This is a genomic window from Mesorhizobium caraganae, from assembly GCF_016836705.1.
GTDB classification, from domain to species: Bacteria; Pseudomonadota; Alphaproteobacteria; order Rhizobiales; family Rhizobiaceae; genus Mesorhizobium; species Mesorhizobium caraganae.
Map to the genome: position 1 here is coordinate 426,768 of NZ_JAFCGY010000001.1, position 18,463 is coordinate 445,230.

Here is an 18,463-nt window from a genome sequence, read left to right on the forward strand (position 1 = left end):
CATGAGGCGACCATCCACCCACGATGCGATTGTTGTCGGCGCCGGGCCGGCGGGCACCTCACTGGCGCTGCTGCTGGCCCGACGCGGGTGGGCCGTGGCGATCGTGGAAAAGAAAATGTTCCCGCGCCGCAAGGTGTGCGGCGAATTCATCTCGGCAAGCAATCTAGCGCTTCTCGACCGGCTGGAGATCGGGGCGGCCTGGCGCGCCAATGCCGGCCCCGAAATCCGCCGCGTCGGCTTCTTTTCCGGCGCGACTTGCATCGAGGCGCCGATGCCGGGTGCAAAATACGAGCCTCCTGTAAAGGGGGCCTTCGGCCGGGCGCTGGGCCGGGACATGCTGGATTTTTTACTGCTGCAGGCGGCGCGATCGGCGGGCGCCGAAATCTTCCAGCCTTGCCGCGCTGTCGCCATTGATCAGGACGGCGGCATGCAAGCGGTGCGAATTCAGGCAAAAGACGAGAATTCCGGGGACGGGACGACATTCTTGCGGGCTCCGGTGGTCGTCGCCGCGCATGGCTCCTGGGAACCGGGACAGCTGCCAAGCCAGCTCGGAAAGGTCTGCCACCCGTCGGACCTGCTCGGCTTCAAGGCGCACTTCACCGGGGCATCACTCTCGCCTGATCTGATGCCTCTGCTGCTATTTCCCGGCGGTTATGGCGGCATGGTCCTGGCCGATCATGGCCGGCTGTCGATCTCGTGCTGCATAAGGCGTGACATGCTCGCGCGGCTGCGCAAGACCCGTGGCTCCGAACCTGATGACCCTAGGCAGGACGGCCATCCGTCGGCCGCTGACGCGGTCTTTCGCCATCTCATGACTTCCTGTCGGGGGGTGAGCGATGCTCTGGACGGAGCCCGCCTCGACGGTCCGTGGCTTGCAGCGGGCCCGATCCGGCCTGGCATCCGCGCCTGTTATGAAAACGATATCTTCCGTGTCGGCAATGCCGCCGGGGAGTCTCATCCAATCATCGCCGAAGGCATCTCGATGGCACTTCAGTCCAGCTGGCTGCTAGCCACGGAACTCGCTGATGCGCCAAGCGACCGGGCAGGGCGCGAAGGTACCGGCAGACGCTACCAGGCCGCCTGGAGAGGACTGTTTTCGACGCGTGTCTACGCGGCCGCGGCTCTCGCGGGAATGGCCCTGCGTCCCGGAGGCGCGGCATTGATAGGCGCGGCTGTCCGGAATTTTCCGCTAGCACTGACACTGGGCGCGCATATGAGCGGCAAGACGAGGGCGATCCCCGGTCTTGGGTGATCCGCGCTGCGGCTTCCGTTCGCGGCATTGTCCGAGCAAGCTTAGGAACATTCCATCGGAACCAGCGTTTACCAAGGTTTTGAGGCTATTTGCCTCAATTGCTCAGCGGAGCTTTATGAGCGTCACGCGCCACATTTGTTGGAGGCATCACGATGACCCACAACCCGCACAGCACAGCCAGCGTCGCCGGCCATCCAATTCATCCCATGTTGATTCCATTCCCTATCGCTTTTTTTGTAGCTACCTTCGTTTGCGACTTGATCTTCTGGCGAACAGGCAATCCGGGATGGGTCACCGGTTCATTGTGGCTTCTCGGAGCGGGCCTGATAATGGCGGCCCTGGCCGCTCTTGCCGGCTTGACCGACGTTCTGGGCGATGTTCAGATTCGTAATCTCACCACGGCATGGCTTCATGCAGGGGGAAATATCCTCGTCGTCCTGATCGAACTTTACAACTGGTATTCCCGATACGAACATGGGGAGGCGGCTGTGGTTCCCACTGGCCTGATCCTCTCGTTGATAGTGGTTCTCATCTTGCTGTTTACAGGCTGGAAGGGATGGGAAATGGTCTATCGGCATCGCGTGGGTGTCGCTGACGGTTCGGACGAATTGCGCTGAACCGGCGCGGCTTGCAACCGGGCTAAAGATCTTTCACTGAGGTGAAGCGCCGCCCTTTACCTCCCACGGCACGTGCGAGCCCCATGAAATCGGCGCTTTGACGGTGTCAGCTTCAGCGTTGTCACAATGTCGGGCCAAACACTCTCCCGAAAGCGCCGGGAACCTCGATCTATCGATCGCGTTTCCGACGGGAGGTTCGAAAATGGTCCGGCGTCTATCCTGGAAATCGATGATTGATCATGACGCGCCGCTGGTGTTGCCGTCGGCGGGCGACGCACTGACGGCCCGGTTGATCGAGCGCGCCGGATTCCCAGCCTATCAGATCGGCGGGTTCGCCATGGTCGCGGCCATGCACGCGGTGCCCGACATCGATCTCGAACAGTTTGGCGAAAAGCATGCCAGGGCACGTGAGATCGTCGAGGCTTCCGACCTGCCGGTGCTGATCGACGGCGACGACGGCTATGGCGACGTCAAGAACGTGACGCGCACCGTCAGGAGCTACGAGGCGATCGGTGCCTCGGCTCTGTTCATCGAGGACCAGAAGGCAAGGAGGTCGTTGCGCCGGAATTCATGGAGCAAAAGATTCGCGCCGCCGTCGCGGCACGCGCCGACCCGGATTTCTTCCTGCTTGCCCGCACCGATGCGCGGCAGCCGCACGGGCTGCGCGATGCGATCGAGCGCGGCAAGCGCTATCTCGACGCCGGCGCCGACGGTGTCTACGTCGAGGGGCCGAAAAAGCGTGGAGGAGCTGACGCAGGTCGGCGAGGCGTTCAGAAACGTTCCACTGGCCACGAGCATCCTGGAGCGCGGCGGCAAGACGCCCTGGCAATCGCCTGCCGAGTTGCATGAAATGGGCTACGACATGATCCTTTATCCGACGACGCTTTTGTTCCGCGCTGTCCATGCCCTGCAGCAGGCGCTCGACGATTTGCGGCAAGGCAAGCCACTGGTGCCGGAAGCAAGCGTCGACCTCGCGGGCTTCGGGGACATCGTGCGCATGTCTGAATGGGCCGGGATCGAGAACCGTTTCATGGATCAATCTCACGACGCATGATAAAGAAAATCAAGCAGAAGCTGTCAGGACAGTGACCCCGCGCGGCCGGCGACCAAGCACTTCATTTCCCGACGGCCTGCCGTTCCCCAAAGCGGTGATATTTGTGATGATCACGAATGAATTCATTGAAGAAACGGCGTTTGGATGAGGCCTTTCTGAAAGCGGCGTAGGTTGCCGGTGCCACGTCCTCATAGTCATAGCGAATACCGCTCGGCACGAACCAGACGGAGAGGATCCTGGTCGCCGGGTCGTAGTTTGTGTTGCGGATTACAGTCGATGGCATGTCGGCACCCGATGTCGCTCGGACAAAACCCGCTGGGGATTGTCCGGTTCCACTACGGACAGCCGGTTTTCATCACCACTCACTACCTGTCACGCGGATTGCCGAATTCCGCATCGCGCTTTCTGGAATATCGGTCGATACGCGGCAGGTCGTCGTCACAGTCGACCCAAGGCAGCCTCAGGTCCCAATAGGCATGTGCCCTGAGGCCGGAACGCTTCCTACTGGTGGACTGCGGAAATGATGTGGTGGTCGCTGTGCCTTGGGTGATTGCGGCGCTTATGCTCACAGGGTTGCGGGTAAATCGGGCTTGGCCGCACAATTCGAACGACCTTTTCAACGGTGTCGCTTGCCCTAGCTGTTCTCCTCAGCCGGTTACAGCGTCGGAGAGCAAATGAACCCCGTCTCATCTTGCGATACGCCACTGCTGCGCATCGCTTATCTCGAAGCCGGGCCAGAAAACGGCCCGCCCGTTGTCCTGCTCCACGGTTGGCCGGACGATGCGACCACTTACGCGCGTATTTCGCCGGTCCTTCATGATGCGGGCTTTCGGACGTTTTCGCCGTGGCTGCGAGGTTTCGGACGGACATCGTTCCTGTCGAAAGAAACCATGCGGTCAGGCGAGATTGCCGCAATGGCGCAGGACGTACTGGATTTTGCCGATGCCCTTGGCCTCAGCCGCTTTGCGGTCGTCGGGCACGACTGGGGTGCACGGATCTCCTACCTCCTGGCGTCGGTTTTCCCGGATCGCATCAATTGCTGTGCTGCGCTGTCGCTTGGCTGGCAACCTGGCAAGCCGGCAACGCCAGCACCTGAGCAGGCGAAAGCATTCTGGTATCAATGGTTCATGGCGACGGCGCGCGGCGCCGAGTTCGTGAGAAAGAACCGCAAGGAATTCGCCAGATTCCAATGGGACAGCTGGAGCCCATTGGGCTGGTTCGACGATGCCACTTTCGATGAAGTGGCTGCATCCTTCGAAAATCCGGATTGGCCGGATGTGACAATGCATTCCTATCGGGTTCGCTGGGGTGAGGCGGAGCCCGATCCCCACTACGCGGAGCTGACCCGCCGGCAAACATCGGTCAAGATCATCACGGTGCCGACCTTGACGCTTCATGGTGGCGACGACCGTGTTGTGCTGATCGCATCGTCGGAAGGGCTGGAGGAGCATTTCACTGCCTTCTACAAACGAGTGGTCCTGGACGCGGTCGGGCACTTCCCAACACGTGAGGCCCCACAAGAGGTTTCTGGGCTGTTGGCGAGCTTTCTCGACAGTTACGGCAGGCGATAAAGCGCCTGGCTCGGCAGTCATTCGGCTTCATCGGACAAGCTGGAACCTGATGCATCGCCGCGCATTTCGTCTCCATGGTCTCGATCAATCGCCAGCCAGGGAGAATCTTAATGCAAACTTCAGTCGCAACTTCAGAACACCACCGCCCACTAACCATAGAACCGTTTGCCGGCACGGTAACGGTGCGATTCTCTGACGCCATAGTCGCGGCCACGGAGCGCGCGAAGGTACTCAGGGAAGAGGGACATGAGCCGGTGTTCTATATTCCGTTCGAGGACATCTATTTCGAGCTTTTCGAAAAGACAAACACGACAAGCAAGTCTCCGTTGAAGGGGACAGCGAGCTATTGGCGTGTCCATGCTGTCGGTGGCTCGGCCGACGACTTCATGTGGGCATACGAGACGCCGGATACGGCAGCACGGGCCATCGCACGCCATGGCGCTTTTGATCCGGAAAAGGCGCGCATCGACGTCGACCCGTTGGAGGACAAACGGCACACGCCACATGTCATGGAATAGGTCTTCGGACTGAGAAGAGTTTCCACGTGCAGAAGCAGCGCCGGGCCTGGTCGTTCCACTTCATTCCGGCGCCGTGGCGGGTGCCGTATATCGCCGCCGAACGATCCAGCCTTCATGGCTGAGGCTGCAACCGCAACGCCCTGACATAGGCCTGATCATCCTCCACTTCTCGACTGCATAAGGCGTCGCCGACCGCCGCAAGCAGGGCTTGGGCATCGAAGGGCTTGCGGAAAAACCCGCTGATGCTCCTTCGCCAAAAGCGGCCATCACGAAATTCACAGGCCACAAGCAACTTTGCTCCCAAAGCAGAGGTCATCATCAGTGAAAGAAGTTTCGTTGACGGTTGCTACCTCAGCGTAGCCAGAAGGTGCTCGGCAGCCTTAACATCCGCGGTGTCCAGGCCCTCAACGAAATGCTCCACGACTGGTTGCAACAGCTCGCGAGCGCTATCCGCCTCCCTTCGCCGGGCCATCAGCGTCGCCATGTCGATTGCGGTCCGCAACTCCCATGCCCGTGCGCGCTGACTTCGGCTCAACTCCAGTGCCTGCATAAGGTAGGCGGCAGCTTCATCACGGTTGCGCTCCGACTGGAGAAGGAGGCTTCCTTTCATCCGCAGCAACTCCGGGAGGTACAATTGATCGCCGTTCTTTTCGACTTGACCACGCGCCTCGTCGATCAACGCAATGGCTTCATCAACCTGACCGATCGCGGACAGTCCCCCAACTAGCGAGAGGTTGAGCGGCGTCGTGAGCAATTCATAAGGCGCCTCGTGGAGCTTCTGAAGAGATGTCCGCAGGCCCTCGACGCCGCTTTTTGCATCGCCGTGACGGATCGCAACTTCGCTTTTGAAGCCCCGACCGACCAGCAGGTAAGGAGTCATGGAATGGGATTCCGCGCGGGCGATGAGCATATCTATGTACGCCTCGGCGCTCTTCAGGTCGCCGGTCCAAAGGAAGACCGATATCGCCCAGATCAGCGCGATCGCCAATGTTAGAGAATGATCCATGGCGGCAGCCTCTTCAACGGCCTGTCGGGCGTGTGCCATGGCTTGATCCGGATGGCCTTGTAGCCAAAGGTTCCTCGCCAGGATGGCCCTGGCCAGAATTTTGCCTTCGAAGCCCAGATAGATCGTCGTGGTCCGCTGGGAGCGCGGCCCACGGTCGAGCGCCGCCTCCAGCTCTGCGCGGGCCTCCGCGAGATCGCCTCGCAGGTGGAGCGAGATGCCCAGGATCGAGTGTGCCAGCGCGCTGGCGACCGAATCGTCCAAGGTCGCGGCTGTGGCTGAACAACGCCTTGCAAACTCAAGGGCGGTTGCGAAATTGCCCGTCCGCAGATGGAACATGTTGAGCGGACCCAACAGACGCACCCGGTCCAGCGGATCGCCGCGCTCCTCGGCGATCGCCAGGCTCCTCTCCAGAGCTACGCGCGCCCTGTCGCGTCCTCCCCGCATGAACATGAAGGACACGCCGAGGGCTGCCTGAAGATGCATCTCGTCAAGTCCGCCACGGGCGGCATCGTCGAAAGCGAGTATTGCTCTTTCAGACCAGCGATGACACTCCGGCAACAAGGACATTGCCAGGAAAACCGGCGCGACAGCGGTGGCGAGTCCGACGCCGATGTCGGCGTTTCCGCCGTCGTCGAAGCACCATTCCAAGGCAGCCCGGACATTGTTGATGGCGGCGAAGTGAGGCGCCCGCTCCTCACCGGTCGCCAGGCTTGGCCACTCGATCCCGGTCTGCTCCAGCCATCTCCGATAGTAGGCGGCGTGGCGCACTGCCAGATCGGCAGCCTCGGCGTCATCGGTCCGAATGTCGAGAACGTAGGCGCGCGTCGTATCGAGGAGCCTGTAGCGCATCATTGCTCCGACCGGGCGCGTCGCCACGATCGATTTGGCGACAAGACTGTCCATGGCGCCAAGGACGGTCGATCGGTCGAGGGTCGCGCTCGTCACGACCTCCAGGGCGGCATCGAGCGTGAAATGACCGACGAACACAGCGAGCCTGCGAAGCACCACGCGCTCAAGGTCGGTCAGGAGCCCAAAGCTCCAGTCTAGTGTCGCCTGCAAGGTCTGCTGACGCGGCGGCGCTGTCCGTGAACCGAGCCACAGCAGTGTCAGGCGTTGATCGAGAAGCGCGGCTGTCTGCTGCAGCCCATAGGATTCGACGCGTCTGGCCGCCAGTTCGATCGAGAGCGCCACCCCGTCAAGCTTTCGGCAGATGCTTGCGATGACCAAGGCCTCGGCGTCGCCGACGTCCAAACGAGCGCCACCTGCCACCGCCCGCTCGACGAACAGCTGAGTGGCCGGGAATGTCTGGACGATGGCTGCCGTTAACCCCGGTTCGTCGGGCGGAAACGCAAGCGCATCCAACCGGTAGATATGTTCGCCCTGGACCCGAAGCGCCTCGCGGCTCGTCGCCAGGATGTAGACCTGTGACGCCGCATCGACGATGCTCGAGGCCAGAGGCGCCACCGCATCCACGAGATGCTCACAGGTATCGAGGATCAAGAGAATCCGCTTGTTGCGCAAGTAAGCGATCAGGTTGGGCGTCGCATCTTCTGTTTGAACCGTCAGCCCAAGCATCGAGGCGACGGCTGTCGTCACCAGACCGGGATCGCCGATCATTCCCAGATCGACGAACAAGACCGCCCCTGAAAATGCTTCGATCAGGTGATGCCCGACTGCGATCGCGACGGTGGTTTTGCCGACGCCACCGGCGCCAACGATGGTGACGAACCGCGAGGCATTCAGCTGCACCGACAGCTTGAGAACATCCTCGGCCCGCCCGACCACCCTGCTCAAGCGGTTTGGAAGATTCGCGTGCGGAAACCCAGCGGCAATGAATGGGACTTCGTCGCGTGAGCTGTTTAATCGCGACACCGGCGCAACGAAGCAATAGCCCCGCCCCGGAAGCGTCGTGATGTACCGCGCGCCACCCTTTCCATCGCCCAGCGCCTTGCGCAGTCCGGTCATGTGGAACCGCAGGCTGCCTTCCTCGACGACGATATCCGGCCAAACCCGCGACATCAGTTCCTTCTTGCTGACGACTTCATTCGGCGCAGCGGTCAGGACCACGAGAATGTCGAGGGCGCGCGAACCCAGCTCTACGGGAGCGCCTTCTCTCGTCAGGAGCCTTTCACCCGCAGCCAAATGGAAAGGGCCAAACGACAATCTGTCTTTGGCCTGTATTCCCGTTGTCGTCATGGCGTCTTCTTTTGGAGCCGCCTGCACCCAGCGCCGCAGTTTAAGTCAAGGAGCGCTCCTGCACCATAGGGAGTCTCACAGTCTAGGCGCCTCCTATCTGCTCAAAAAAGCGGCAGGCTGGCAGCGGCTAACACAAGCTCACGACGCATAACGGGCTAATCCCGCCTCCTGGGCGTAGTTCAAGTTACCTTGGATCGCAAACCCATCAACCAGGAGAGACCCATGGACACGACCAGAACCTCAGAAGCAATCGACCAGGATCGCCGGCGACTTTTGGGCACTGCGGCGGCCGGCATCGCCGCCGCCGGCGCGGCAAGCCTGCTCCCGTCGCAATTGGCCGCCGCATCCACGAGCGATGCCATCCGCCCTTTCACTGTCAGTTTTCCGAAGGAGGAGATCAATGAGCTTCGCCGGCGCATCGCCGCCACGCGCTGGCCCGAGCGCGAACTCGTCTCCGACGAGGCGTCCCGGCGGATCTGGTCGACCCCAGCAACTGTAGGGCCAACGCAGGGCGTGCAACTCGCCACAATGCAGAAGCTCATGCAGTACTGGGGAACGGACTACGATTGGAGCAAGTGCGAGGCGCAGTTGAAGGCGCTGCCGAATTTCGTCACTGAGATCGATGGGCTCGACATCCACTTCATCCATGTGAAGTCAAAGCATCAGGGCGCCCTGCCTGTCATCATCACGCACGGCTGGCCCGGTTCGGTCATCGAACTCTTGAAGATCATCGACCCGTTCACCAATCCCGCTGCACACGGAGGCACGGAGGCGGAGGCGTTCGACGTGGTGATCCCGTCGATGCCGGGTTACGGCTTTTCCGGCAAGCCCACCGAAACCGGTTGGGATCCGGGGCGCATCGCGCGGGCGTGGATCGTGCTGATGAAACGCCTCGGCTACGACCGCTACGTCGCGCAGGGCGGCGATTGGGGAGCACTCATCACGGAACAGATGGCCCTGATCGCACCTCCCCAGCTGGTCGCCATCCACACGAATATGCCTGGGACCATTCCGCCGGAGATCGTGAAGGCGCTGGCCTCCGGCGGTCCGCCCCCCGCTGATCTTGGCCCCGACGAGAAGCGTGCCTACCAGCAGGTAGCGTTCTTCTACAAAAACGGCCTGGGCTACGCCAACGAGATGGCTCTTCGTCCGCAAACGCTCTACGGGATCGTCGATTCACCGGCCGGCCTGGCGGCGTGGATCCTCGATCACGATGCGGACAGTTATGCGCTGATCGCCCGCTCCTTCGATGGAGAGCCGGAGGGCCTTACCCGCGACGACATCCTCGACAACATCACGTTCTACTGGCTGACGAACACGGCGATCTCGTCGGCACGTCTCTATTGGGAACATACGCAAACGGCGAAGGCCGGCTTCTTCGACGCCAAGGGCATCACCATTCCCGTCGGTGCGACTGCGAATCCCAGCGAAATCTACACCGCACCGAAGAGTTGGACCGAACGCGCGTTCCCGAAGCTTCTGCACTATGGCCGCACGGACAAGGGCTGCCATTTCGCCGCCTGGGAACAGCCGAAGAGCTTCACCGAAGAGGTGCGCGCAACATTCAAGACGTTGCAGACATGACGTGTTGCCGGGGGATGGCGCGCCGGACGCGCGTCATCTTCCGCCCAGCGATAGCTGCGTAGCGAACCTCCGAAGGGAGCGACTGCAATGAACCCCCTCATCAAGACGCTCGCCGCATTCGCGGCTTGCACCGTGCTCGCCACGGGCGCTTTTGCCCAGAGCACCGTCGTTCCCATCGACAACGAGCCCGCACCCAAGCTGATCGTAGAGCCGCCGCTTCCGGGTCCGCTGGCCGGCGGCGTCGTGTTCATCCCGTACCGGGTGGAGAACTTGCGCATCCTTCCTGTGGGCGGGGCGGCCGCGCGCAACGTATCTCCGCGGGTCGGGCATCTGCATGTCACCATCGACGACCTGCCTTGGGCGTGGGCGGACTACGGTCAGAGCAACACCATCATCCTGGTCGGCATGCCAAGCGGCCAGCACAAGGTGCTGATCGAGGTGGTGGATCCCGAAGGCAAAGTCTTCACCAAACAAACGGTGACGTTCCACACTCCGGACAAGAAGGTGCAGCTATGAGGCTCGACCAACTGGCGGCCGTGCTGGCATTCGGGCTTTGCATCCTTTCCGCGCCCGCCTCCGCCAACCCGGTTGAGGATCGCTCGATCCGGCCCTTCAAAGTCTCTGTGCCGCAAGCGCCGCTCGATGATCTTCGCAGTCGCATTGCGCGGACACGGTGGCCCGACCGGGAGACGGTCGATGACCAGTCGCAGGGCATACAGCTCGCGAAGATCAGGCCGCTCGTCGAGTATTGGGGCACGGCCTACGACTGGCGGACAGCGGAAGCGAAGCTGAATTCCCTGCCTCAGTTCATGACCACGATCGACGGCGTGGACATTTACTTCATCCACGTTCGCTCGAAACATCCCCATGCCCTGCCGCTGATCATGACGCATGGCTGGCCTGGCTCGGTGCTGGAACTGCTCAAAACGGTCGGCCCGCTCACCGATCCCACGGCGCATGGCGGCAGCCCTGAGGACGCGTTCGACCTCGTACTGCCTTCGTTGCCGGGTTTCGGCTTCTCCGGCAAACCCACAGATACCGGCTGGGATACAGACCGCATTGCACGAGCCTGGGCAGAGCTGATGAAGCGCCTTGGCTATACAGAGTATGTCGCGCAGGGCGGCGACTGGGGCTCTCCCGTTTCGAATGCAATGGGACGTCTGGCCCCGGCAGGCCTGCTCGGCATTCATGTCAACCTGCCGGCTGTCGTACCCCCAGAGATTGCAGCGGTGCTCGCCGCCGGCGGACCGGCGCCGGCGAGGCTCATGGACAAGGAGCGCGCGGCGTTCGATGCGCTCAGCATGGCGGCCAAGATGGGGAACAGATCCTACGCCACGATGATGGGCACCCGGCCCCAGACGATCGGTTACGCCATCAATGACTCCCCCGCAGGGCTGGCCGCTTGGATGCTCGGGCATCCGGGCTTTTCGGGCTGGACCTACGACAAAAGCGACCCTGAAAAGTCGCCGGACGAGGTGCTGGACGACATAACTCTGTACTGGCTGACGAACACCGCCACCTCGTCCGGGCGCATTTACTGGGAGTACGGCGGCGGGCGCAGTCCCGTTTTTGCCGACCCGGAGAAGACCAACGAAATCTCGGTGCCGGTCGCCATCACGGTCTTTCCGGGGGAAGGCTATCAGGCCCCCGAGACGTGGGCCCGGCGCGCCTATCCCAACCTGATCTACTTCCATGAGGTCGACAAAGGCGGCCACTTCGCCGCGTGGGAGCAGCCGGAACTCTTCTCCGCCGAGTTGCGCGCTGCCTTCAGGCCGCTGCGGCAAACCAAATAACGACCTCACTAGAAAGGAACGACAAATGTCTCAAACCATGAAAACGCCCCGTGACGAAAATCGCGAAACTGCGACGGGGACCCTCAAAAAGCAGGCGCTCGACATGAAGCTCGAGGTCGTGGTCATCCCCGTCTCGGACGTCGATCGCGCCATGAGCTTTTATAGCGGCCTGGGTTGGCGGCTCGACGGCGATTTCGTCGTCGGCGATACGTTCCGGGGTGTGCAGTTCACACCTCCCGGCTCGCCCGCCTCGATACACTTCGGCACCGGGATCACGAAGTCGGCGCCCGGCTCGGCAAGCGGACTTTATCTTGTCGTTTCGGACATTGAATCGGCTCGCGCCGAGCTTATCGGCCGCGGCGTCGAGGTCAGCGAGGCGTTTCATCGCGAAGGCCCCGGCAAGCCAACGGTGAAAGGCCGCGATCCCGAGCGACGGAGCTACTCTTCATTCGCTACGTTCAAAGATCCGGACGGCAACGAATGGTTGCTTCAGGAAATCACCACCCGCTTTCCCGGTCGCATCGACTCCGGCACCACGACCTACGCTTCCGGAGCGGATCTTGCTGCCGCGCTGCGACGCGCGTCGGAGGCCCACGGCGAGCACGAGAAGCGCAACGGCGGCCAGCGCGATGAGAACTGGCCGGACTGGTACGCGGAATACATGGTGGCTGAGCAGGCCGGCAAAGAGCTTCCGCTTTGAAGGATTCAGCGCGCAGCGCGCCGCCGAACTGTCTGCGCGGCGATATCGATCGAAACTGAAAAGGCGTCGTCGATGAAAGCAACCAAGCTGCTCGTCGCTGTGGCGCTCGCAATGGCAATCGGGGCTCCGATTACCAGTTTTCTGGGAGACACGAATGTGGCTCAGCCGATAGCCTCCGCACCGATGAGGGTTCCGTTTCTTCATGGACTTTCCTTCGACCAGTTTGAGGGGCAATCCGAGCTTGCTTCGCTTGGCGTGGCGAACGAGTGGATAAATTCGCCGCCGCTGACGGCGTCGGCTTTGCATGGCAAGGTCGTCCTCATCGATTTCTGGACCTACACCTGCATCAACTGGCTACGCACGCTTCCCTACGTTCAGACCTGGGACGAGAAATACCGGAAGCATGGTTTGGTGGTGATCGGAATCCACGCGCCGGAGTTCGCGTTCGAAAAAGACCTGAACAACGTGCACCGGGCGGTGAAAGAGCTGGGGATCGATTACCCGATCGCCGTCGACAACGACCATCTCATATGGCGGGCTTTCAACAACCAGTACTGGCCGGCACTCTATTTCGTCGATTCGCGGGGACGCGTTCGGTATCACCACTTTGGCGAGGGCTCATACCAGCAGTCGGAAATGGTCATCCAGGAATTGCTGACTGAGGCTGGCGCCAGCGGATTCGACCGTGAGCCTGTGTCGGTGGATGCCCGCGGCATCGAAGCCGCGGCCGATTGGGAGAGCCTCAAGTCTCCGGAAAATTATCTCGGCTACGAACGCACCCAGAATTTTGCCTCCGGCGGTGAAGCGGTCTTGGACGCGCCGCACATCTACGACGTGCCGGCGCGATTACACCTGAATGAGTGGGGGCTGTCTGGCAGCTGGACGGTAAGGAAAGAGACCGCCGTACTGAACAAGTCCGATGGCGGCATCGCGTACCGTTTTCACGCGCGCGACCTTCATCTGGTCATGGGTCCGGCAGCGCCGGGAACGTCTGTGAGATTTCGCGTGCTGATCGACGGACAGCCGCCAGGCACGGCTCACGGCATCGACGCCAATGAAAAGGGCGAAGGCGACAATCGAAACCCATCGTCGATCGGCAGTTCGAGATCGAGTTTCTCGACTCAGGCGTGGAGGTCTTTGCATTCACGTTCGGCTGATCGCACGCGCAAGGATAGAGGTTCCCAAATGCATTCGCTCAATATCCCAGATGAGATCGACCAAGATCGCCGTCGGTTCTTTGGCGCCGCCGCGATGGCTGTCGCCGCCACTCAGTTCGGCCTGATCGGCCCGGCGCAGGCGCAACAGACGACTGGAGAGCCTGCGGCGTCCTTTGGGCCCTTGAAGCGGATCGAGGCCGGCGTGCTGAGCGTCGGCTATGCGGAACTTGGACCGACCGACGGCCCGCCCGTCATCCTGCTACATGGCTGGCCATATGACATCCACACCTATGCCGATGTCGCCCCTCTGCTGGCAGCGAAAGGCCACCGCGTGATTGTTCCCTACCTGCGCGGATACGGCACGACCCGATTCCTGTCGGATGACACGATGCGCAACGGTCAGCAGTCTGCGATTGCCGCGGACATTGTCGCCCTGATGAACGCACTGGGCATCGAAAAGGCGACGATTGGCGGCTGCGACTGGGGCGCCCGCACCGCGAACATCATTGCCGCACTATGGCCTGAACGCTGCAAGGCGATGGTCTCGGTGAGCGGCTACCTTATCGGCAACCAGCAAGTCGGCAAGCTGCCGCTGCCACCCAAGGCCGAGCTGCAATGGTGGTATCAATATTACTTCGCCACCGATCGCGGCCGCGCCGGCTACGAGAAATACACACGGGATTTCGCCAGGCTGATCTGGCAACTCGCGTCGCCGCAGTGGAATTTCGACGATGCCACATTCGAGCGCAGCGCCGCAGCCTTCGACAATCCCGATCACGTGGCCATTGTGGTTCACAATTATCGCTGGCGGCTCGGACTAGCCGCCGGCGAGCAGCAATACGACACGTTCGAGAAGCGACTCGCGCAGGCACCGGTCATCGGCGTGCCGACGATCACCCTCGAAGGCGACGCCAATGGCGCGCCGCATCCGGACGCCAGCGTGTATGCCGCCATGTTCCCGGCCAGATACGCGCATCGGGTCGTCACCGGCGGCATCGGGCACAACCTGCCCCAGGAAGCGCCGCAGGCCTTTGCCGATGCCGTTGTCGAAGTCGACGCCTGATCGAGTTCGCGGCAACCGCCCAAGCGGCGGTTACCGCTACCAGCAAAAGAATGCCCATGAGCCACATTCCAAGGGTTGTCTATACGGCAAGGACCGCAACCACGGGCAGCCGCGAAAATGGCGCCTCGCGCAGTTCCGACGGCCTTCTGGACATCTGGCTATCGACGCCTGGATCGGCGCGCATCGGCACCAATCCGGAGCAGTTGCTCGCGGCCGGCTGGTCGGCCAGCTTCGCAAGCGCAATCGCATCTGCGGCCCACGAACGAAAAATCGCGCTGCCTGCAGGGATGAGCATCGAGGCCGAGGTGAATCTGAACTACGGAGAAAACGGCCACTTTCTTAGCGTCCAACTGGATATTGCTGTGCCGAGTCTGGAGCGCGATGTGGTACAAATTCTGGTGGATGAAGCGCGCGAGATTTGTCCTTACTCCAAAGCGACACGGGGCAACATCGATGTCATAATGAGGATCGTCTGATTTGACCTACATCGCTCTTCGGCGTTGAAGCTTTTGGCACCTCGCTCCCAGTCTGTTCGGGGGTCAGATCATGATCATGCCCACATCGACGTGAATGTCCGCTTTCGCCCAGCGAGCGAGGATATCCAAGCTCAGCATCTATCGGCACTTCGAGAACAAGGAGGCGCTGTTCAGTGCGGCCATCGCGGCCCACTGCCATCTCTCTCGATCTGGTGATGTCGCTGGTCCGTCTTGCCTCGGCGTATCCCGAAACCTGCGAGGCGCAGCCTTCGATTGGCGCATCTTGCGCGGTGGCCGCATGACCAGGGCGAGGCGGCAAGCTACGCGCCCAATGCGGCGCATCTCGTCGCGACTGTGGCGCGCGCGTGGAGCGCCCGGCTGCTGCCGGCAGCGCTGCTGATGGGGCTTGCCGCAGGTTCAGGACTGCTGGCGCAGCAGACATGTTCGGCATGTGGCGAAATCGTGGCTCAGAAGCGACACTATAAAAAAATTAAGGCGCTCTCAACAATATTGCGGATTAGTGCTCAACATCTAGGATGTTTCCCAAGTAAGAGTTCTGAGTCGCGCGGGGATGAATTGGCACATTAGTCATCCGTAATACTTGGTGGGGAACAAATGCCGACAAGCTTGCAGGTCACCACCGCCTTTCATTGGTGCATGTTGCGCGGCGGCCGCATGACGAAGTGGAAGGGCGAGGTGGCGAGCTATGCGCCGCGTCGATAGTGTTCTCTAATGGGTCAAGGGGCGGCCGCTCGATTTTGAGCGCTGTCGACGCTTTCGGATACCTGCGTTCTCTGCGAGGTCAAGGCACTTGATGGAGTCAGTTGGGTATGGAGCGGCTTGGTTGAAAATCGCAGTCTGGCCGAAGATGGACCGCGTTGTCCCGTTTGGCGACATTGCGATCTTTGAAAGGTCGAGTTCCTCGATGAAGTCTTCGGCGCCCTGCCAGACAGTGTGGCCTCGACAAGATCCCATCGCACCGGCTTGACCATCGCCTTGAACTTGGGCGTCCTCCCTCGGGGAAGTGGTTGATAATCGCCGCGTGGACGATTCACATTTTCAGACGTTACTGGCACATGTCAGCGCCGGGGCCCTATACTGCGACTCCGAGCGACCGAACCTCGGCTCTTCGGGCATTGGACGTCGGCGGATCGAGTTGATCGCCGCCTTTTATCGAAAGGTCTAAAACTAGGTGTCTCCAGAAGAATGGAAACAGCGAAAGCATGTTTATGCAGGAGACAAAACGACTCGGTCCTGGCGAGTTTCTCGACTGATAGTATTGCGGGGCCTGGCACTGGTGCACGATGGCACAATGGGTGCTGCCGCAATGTTTCTTTCGATCGCGTTGAGGTTTGATTTCGATATAGTTGTTAAAAACTTGACGAATTTCCTTGGCGCGGCGGCGCTATTTGGGATTATTGTCGGCGGCGCAGGTTTTTTGCTCGGACTGAACCGTGGTATTTGGCGCTATGCGTCGCTGTCGGATCTCCTGGCAATCACCTATGTAGCTACTGCGTCCGTCGCTAGTTTCACAGTTGCCCAGTTCCTGCTGGATCGACTGACCTCGATTCCCCGTTCTTCGATCCTTATCGCATGGGCCTTCGTGATCGTGCTGCTAGCCGGGCCGCGTGCCGCGTATCGGCTCTATCGCAATCGCCACGACACCGGTCGCTTGTTCGATCGCAGCACCCGTAAGTTCGTGCTGCTGGTTGGAGCCACCGACAACGCCGACGCCTTCGTGAGGACCATTAAGGAGAGAAACAGTGCCTTGTCATTCGTGGTCCTTGCGATAATCGACGAACGGGATCGCAGGACCGGGCGTTCTATTCGCGGGGTTCCAGTGTTGGGTCCGCTGGAAAGACTGCCGCAGATCTTCGATCAGTTCGAGGCCCAGGGGCGCCGGCCCGAGGCGCTCATCCTGACGCGTTCGCGCGAGGATTATCAGCGGCACGCCAGCATCGAGGCGCTGGTCGAGATCGCGGCACAGCAGAAAGTCGAAATCCTGAGGCTCCCGAACCTCCTCGACATGCAAAGCATCGACGCTGAAATCGAACTGGGTCCGATCAAGTTGGAAGATCTCTTGCAACGTCCGCCCCTTAGGCTTGATGTGCCCAAGATCGCCTCGATGATCGAGGGCAGGACCGTCATGATCACCGGCGCGGGCGGTTCGATTGGATCCGAGCTGGCACGTCAGGTCGCGGCCCTGAACCCACGGACCCTCGTTCTTTTGGATGCCAGCGAGCACCTTCTCTACTCAATCGCGACTGAACTCACTGGCACCCGGCCGAGCCTCGAACTGCATGCTGCCCTTTGCAACGTGCGTGAAAAAGACGCTGTCAACACCATTGTCCAGGCCCACAGACCCCAGGTGCTCTTCCACGCCGCGGCACTAAAGCACGTACCGATCGTTGAGGCTCAACCGCTTGAAGGCCTTTTCACCAACGCGATCGGGACGCGCAATGTTGCCGAGGCCGCGCTTCATGCCAACGTCTCCACGATGGTTCTGGTGTCGACCGACAAGGCTGTGAATCCTGCTAACGTAATGGGCGCGACTAAACGGATGGCGGAGATGTTCTGCCAGGCGATGGATATCGACTCGCAGGTCAACGGCACACGTTTCGTCACCGTTCGGTTCGGCAACGTCCTGGGATCGGCCGGATCCGTGGTCCCGCTGTTCGAGAAGCAGATCAGGGCCGGCGGGCCTGTGACAGTTACCCATCCGGACATGGAACGCTTTTTCATGACAATTTCGGAAGCTTGCCTCCTCGTCCTGCAGGCGGCGGCGCATAGCCACGCACGACAGGAGGAACGCGGCCGAATTTACGTTCTCGACATGGGCTCGCCGGTGAAGATCGTGGATCTTGCTCGAAACCTCATCCGTCTCTCGGGGCGCCGCCCGGACACCGACATTCAGATAATCTACACCGGGCTTCGGCCTGGGGAAAAACTCTACGAGGAACTTTTCGACAACAAGGAAACCTTGAGCGGGACCGGTGCGTCGGGGATCCTGGCCGCATCTCCACGGTCGATTGAGAGAGAGCTGATCGTGCGCATCTTCGACCAAATGAAGCGGAGGATCGACGCCCAAGATTTGCCCGGTGCCCTACGGCTTCTGAAATCGACCGTCGGGGAGTTTACTCCGGGGAGCGAGATTCATCTGCTGATGAGCGGGAAGGACTCGAGCAAGCACTGAACCTCATCGCGGTGCCCACCGACTGCCGCCCGCAAGCTGACAATCGCAAGACCCTCATTCTGACCATTCGTGCATGTTCACCGTGGCGGCCATGGGTTGATACCCGATTTCCGGGCAGCGTCGGTATTCAGCACTGCTGCTCCTACTTCCAAACATCCTCCGGGTCCACGTCCGAACCACAATGCATACGTGCTTGGCACGGTCACGCATGCGACTGCGCCTCAAAGACCGCAACGATCTTATGCGACTTGGTAACGGCCTGTTCAGCGCCAATGGCTAAACA

General features: G+C 61.0%; 14 protein-coding genes and 2 pseudogenes. 14 read left to right on the top strand and 2 right to left on the bottom strand.

Features of this window, described 5'->3' with window-relative positions; translation table 11 throughout:
• The first annotated feature begins 1 nt into the window (after position 1).
• The 3 genes from JQK88_RS02075 (at position 2) to JQK88_RS02085 (ending at position 2,923) form a co-directional block, all read left to right on the top strand.
• Positions 2 to 1,252 (top strand): NAD(P)/FAD-dependent oxidoreductase, encoded by a 1,251-nt coding sequence (locus JQK88_RS02075; protein WP_192259674.1) that lies wholly within the window; start codon positions 2 to 4, stop codon positions 1,250 to 1,252.
• Positions 1,253 to 1,404: 152 nt separating this feature from the next.
• The gene (locus tag JQK88_RS02080; RefSeq protein ID WP_192259672.1) at positions 1,405 to 1,869 is read left to right on the top strand and encodes a DUF2231 domain-containing protein; all 465 of its coding nucleotides are present in this window, start codon (positions 1,405 to 1,407) and stop codon (positions 1,867 to 1,869) included.
• 229 nt (positions 1,870 to 2,098) lie between these two features.
• Positions 2,099 to 2,923 carry an isocitrate lyase/PEP mutase family protein gene (locus tag JQK88_RS02085; RefSeq protein ID WP_446669872.1) on the top strand — a complete coding sequence of 275 codons (825 nt, stop codon included), beginning with the start codon at positions 2,099 to 2,101 and terminating at the stop codon, positions 2,921 to 2,923.
• Positions 2,924 to 2,984: 61 nt separating this feature from the next.
• On the opposite strand, the gene JQK88_RS02090 is transcribed toward JQK88_RS02085, so the two are convergent.
• On the bottom strand, positions 2,985 to 3,206 hold the full coding sequence (locus tag JQK88_RS02090; RefSeq protein WP_192259665.1) for a KTSC domain-containing protein: 222 nt from the start codon (positions 3,204 to 3,206) through the stop codon (positions 2,985 to 2,987).
• A 391-nt stretch (positions 3,207 to 3,597) separates the two neighbouring features.
• Here JQK88_RS02090 and JQK88_RS02095 point away from each other — a divergent pair, with 391 nt between their 5' ends.
• Together JQK88_RS02095 and JQK88_RS02100 are read left to right on the top strand one after the other, a co-directional pair.
• On the top strand, positions 3,598 to 4,494 hold the full coding sequence (locus JQK88_RS02095; protein ID WP_192259663.1) for an alpha/beta fold hydrolase: 897 nt from the start codon (positions 3,598 to 3,600) through the stop codon (positions 4,492 to 4,494).
• Positions 4,495 to 4,604: 110 nt separating this feature from the next.
• Positions 4,605 to 5,012 (top strand): DUF427 domain-containing protein, encoded by a 408-nt coding sequence (locus tag JQK88_RS02100; protein ID WP_192259661.1) that lies wholly within the window; start codon positions 4,605 to 4,607, stop codon positions 5,010 to 5,012.
• Between the two features lie 346 nt (positions 5,013 to 5,358).
• Here the strand turns inward: JQK88_RS02100 and JQK88_RS02105 are convergent, their stop codons facing one another.
• A complete protein-coding gene (locus JQK88_RS02105; RefSeq protein ID WP_203277312.1) occupies positions 5,359 to 8,214 on the bottom strand; it encodes an ATP-binding protein in 2,856 nt (951 codons plus the stop codon).
• A gap of 222 nt (positions 8,215 to 8,436) precedes the next feature.
• Here JQK88_RS02105 and JQK88_RS02110 point away from each other — a divergent pair, with 222 nt between their 5' ends.
• The 9 genes and pseudogenes from JQK88_RS02110 (at position 8,437) to JQK88_RS02145 (ending at position 18,180) form a co-directional block, all read left to right on the top strand.
• Entirely contained in the window at positions 8,437 to 9,798 is a 1,362-nt protein-coding gene (locus tag JQK88_RS02110; RefSeq protein ID WP_203277313.1) for an epoxide hydrolase family protein, read from the top strand.
• 87 nt (positions 9,799 to 9,885) lie between these two features.
• A complete protein-coding gene (locus JQK88_RS02115; RefSeq protein ID WP_203277314.1) occupies positions 9,886 to 10,314 on the top strand; it encodes a DUF6130 family protein in 429 nt (142 codons plus the stop codon).
• Positions 10,311 to 11,591, top strand: a complete 1,281-nt coding sequence (locus tag JQK88_RS02120; protein WP_203277315.1) for an epoxide hydrolase family protein — start codon at positions 10,311 to 10,313, stop codon at positions 11,589 to 11,591. Before JQK88_RS02115 ends, JQK88_RS02120 begins: the two co-directional genes overlap by 4 nt.
• A 37-nt stretch (positions 11,592 to 11,628) precedes the next feature.
• Positions 11,629 to 12,291, top strand: coding sequence for a VOC family protein (locus tag JQK88_RS02125; RefSeq protein WP_376740378.1), 663 nt, complete (start codon positions 11,629 to 11,631; stop codon positions 12,289 to 12,291).
• 183 nt (positions 12,292 to 12,474) lie between these two features.
• Positions 12,475 to 13,305: pseudogene (locus JQK88_RS35930) on the top strand (redoxin family protein); the annotation flags it as partial.
• Positions 13,306 to 13,476: 171 nt separating this feature from the next.
• Positions 13,477 to 14,511 carry an alpha/beta fold hydrolase gene (locus JQK88_RS35935; protein ID WP_246749723.1) on the top strand — a complete coding sequence of 345 codons (1,035 nt, stop codon included), beginning with the start codon at positions 13,477 to 13,479 and terminating at the stop codon, positions 14,509 to 14,511.
• A 56-nt stretch (positions 14,512 to 14,567) separates the two neighbouring features.
• The gene (locus tag JQK88_RS02135; RefSeq protein WP_192259649.1) at positions 14,568 to 14,987 is read left to right on the top strand and encodes an Ohr family peroxiredoxin; all 420 of its coding nucleotides are present in this window, start codon (positions 14,568 to 14,570) and stop codon (positions 14,985 to 14,987) included.
• A gap of 106 nt (positions 14,988 to 15,093) precedes the next feature.
• Positions 15,094 to 15,186: pseudogene (locus tag JQK88_RS02140) on the top strand (TetR family transcriptional regulator); the annotation flags it as partial.
• Between the two features lie 1,113 nt (positions 15,187 to 16,299).
• Entirely contained in the window at positions 16,300 to 18,180 is a 1,881-nt protein-coding gene (locus JQK88_RS02145) for a polysaccharide biosynthesis protein (protein WP_203277317.1), read from the top strand.
• The last annotated feature ends 283 nt before the right edge of the window (positions 18,181 to 18,463 follow it).

Coding starts and splice junctions, on each gene's coding strand:
- JQK88_RS02110 (WP_203277313.1), top strand. CDS start 8,437: ATGGACACGACCAGAACCTCAGAAGCAATCGACCAGGATCGCCGGCGA.
- JQK88_RS02120 (WP_203277315.1), top strand. CDS start 10,311: ATGAGGCTCGACCAACTGGCGGCCGTGCTGGCATTCGGGCTTTGCATC.
- JQK88_RS35935 (WP_246749723.1), top strand. CDS start 13,477: ATGCATTCGCTCAATATCCCAGATGAGATCGACCAAGATCGCCGTCGG.
- JQK88_RS02090 (WP_192259665.1), bottom strand. CDS start 3,206: ATGCCATCGACTGTAATCCGCAACACAAACTACGACCCGGCGACCAGG.
- JQK88_RS02145 (WP_203277317.1), top strand. CDS start 16,300: ATGGGTGCTGCCGCAATGTTTCTTTCGATCGCGTTGAGGTTTGATTTC.
- JQK88_RS02075 (WP_192259674.1), top strand. CDS start 2: ATGAGGCGACCATCCACCCACGATGCGATTGTTGTCGGCGCCGGGCCG.
- JQK88_RS02095 (WP_192259663.1), top strand. CDS start 3,598: ATGAACCCCGTCTCATCTTGCGATACGCCACTGCTGCGCATCGCTTAT.
- JQK88_RS02085 (WP_446669872.1), top strand. CDS start 2,099: ATGATTGATCATGACGCGCCGCTGGTGTTGCCGTCGGCGGGCGACGCA.
- JQK88_RS02100 (WP_192259661.1), top strand. CDS start 4,605: ATGCAAACTTCAGTCGCAACTTCAGAACACCACCGCCCACTAACCATA.
- JQK88_RS02135 (WP_192259649.1), top strand. CDS start 14,568: ATGAGCCACATTCCAAGGGTTGTCTATACGGCAAGGACCGCAACCACG.
- JQK88_RS02115 (WP_203277314.1), top strand. CDS start 9,886: ATGAACCCCCTCATCAAGACGCTCGCCGCATTCGCGGCTTGCACCGTG.
- JQK88_RS02105 (WP_203277312.1), bottom strand. CDS start 8,214: ATGACGACAACGGGAATACAGGCCAAAGACAGATTGTCGTTTGGCCCT.
- JQK88_RS02080 (WP_192259672.1), top strand. CDS start 1,405: ATGACCCACAACCCGCACAGCACAGCCAGCGTCGCCGGCCATCCAATT.
- JQK88_RS02125 (WP_376740378.1), top strand. CDS start 11,629: ATGAAAACGCCCCGTGACGAAAATCGCGAAACTGCGACGGGGACCCTC.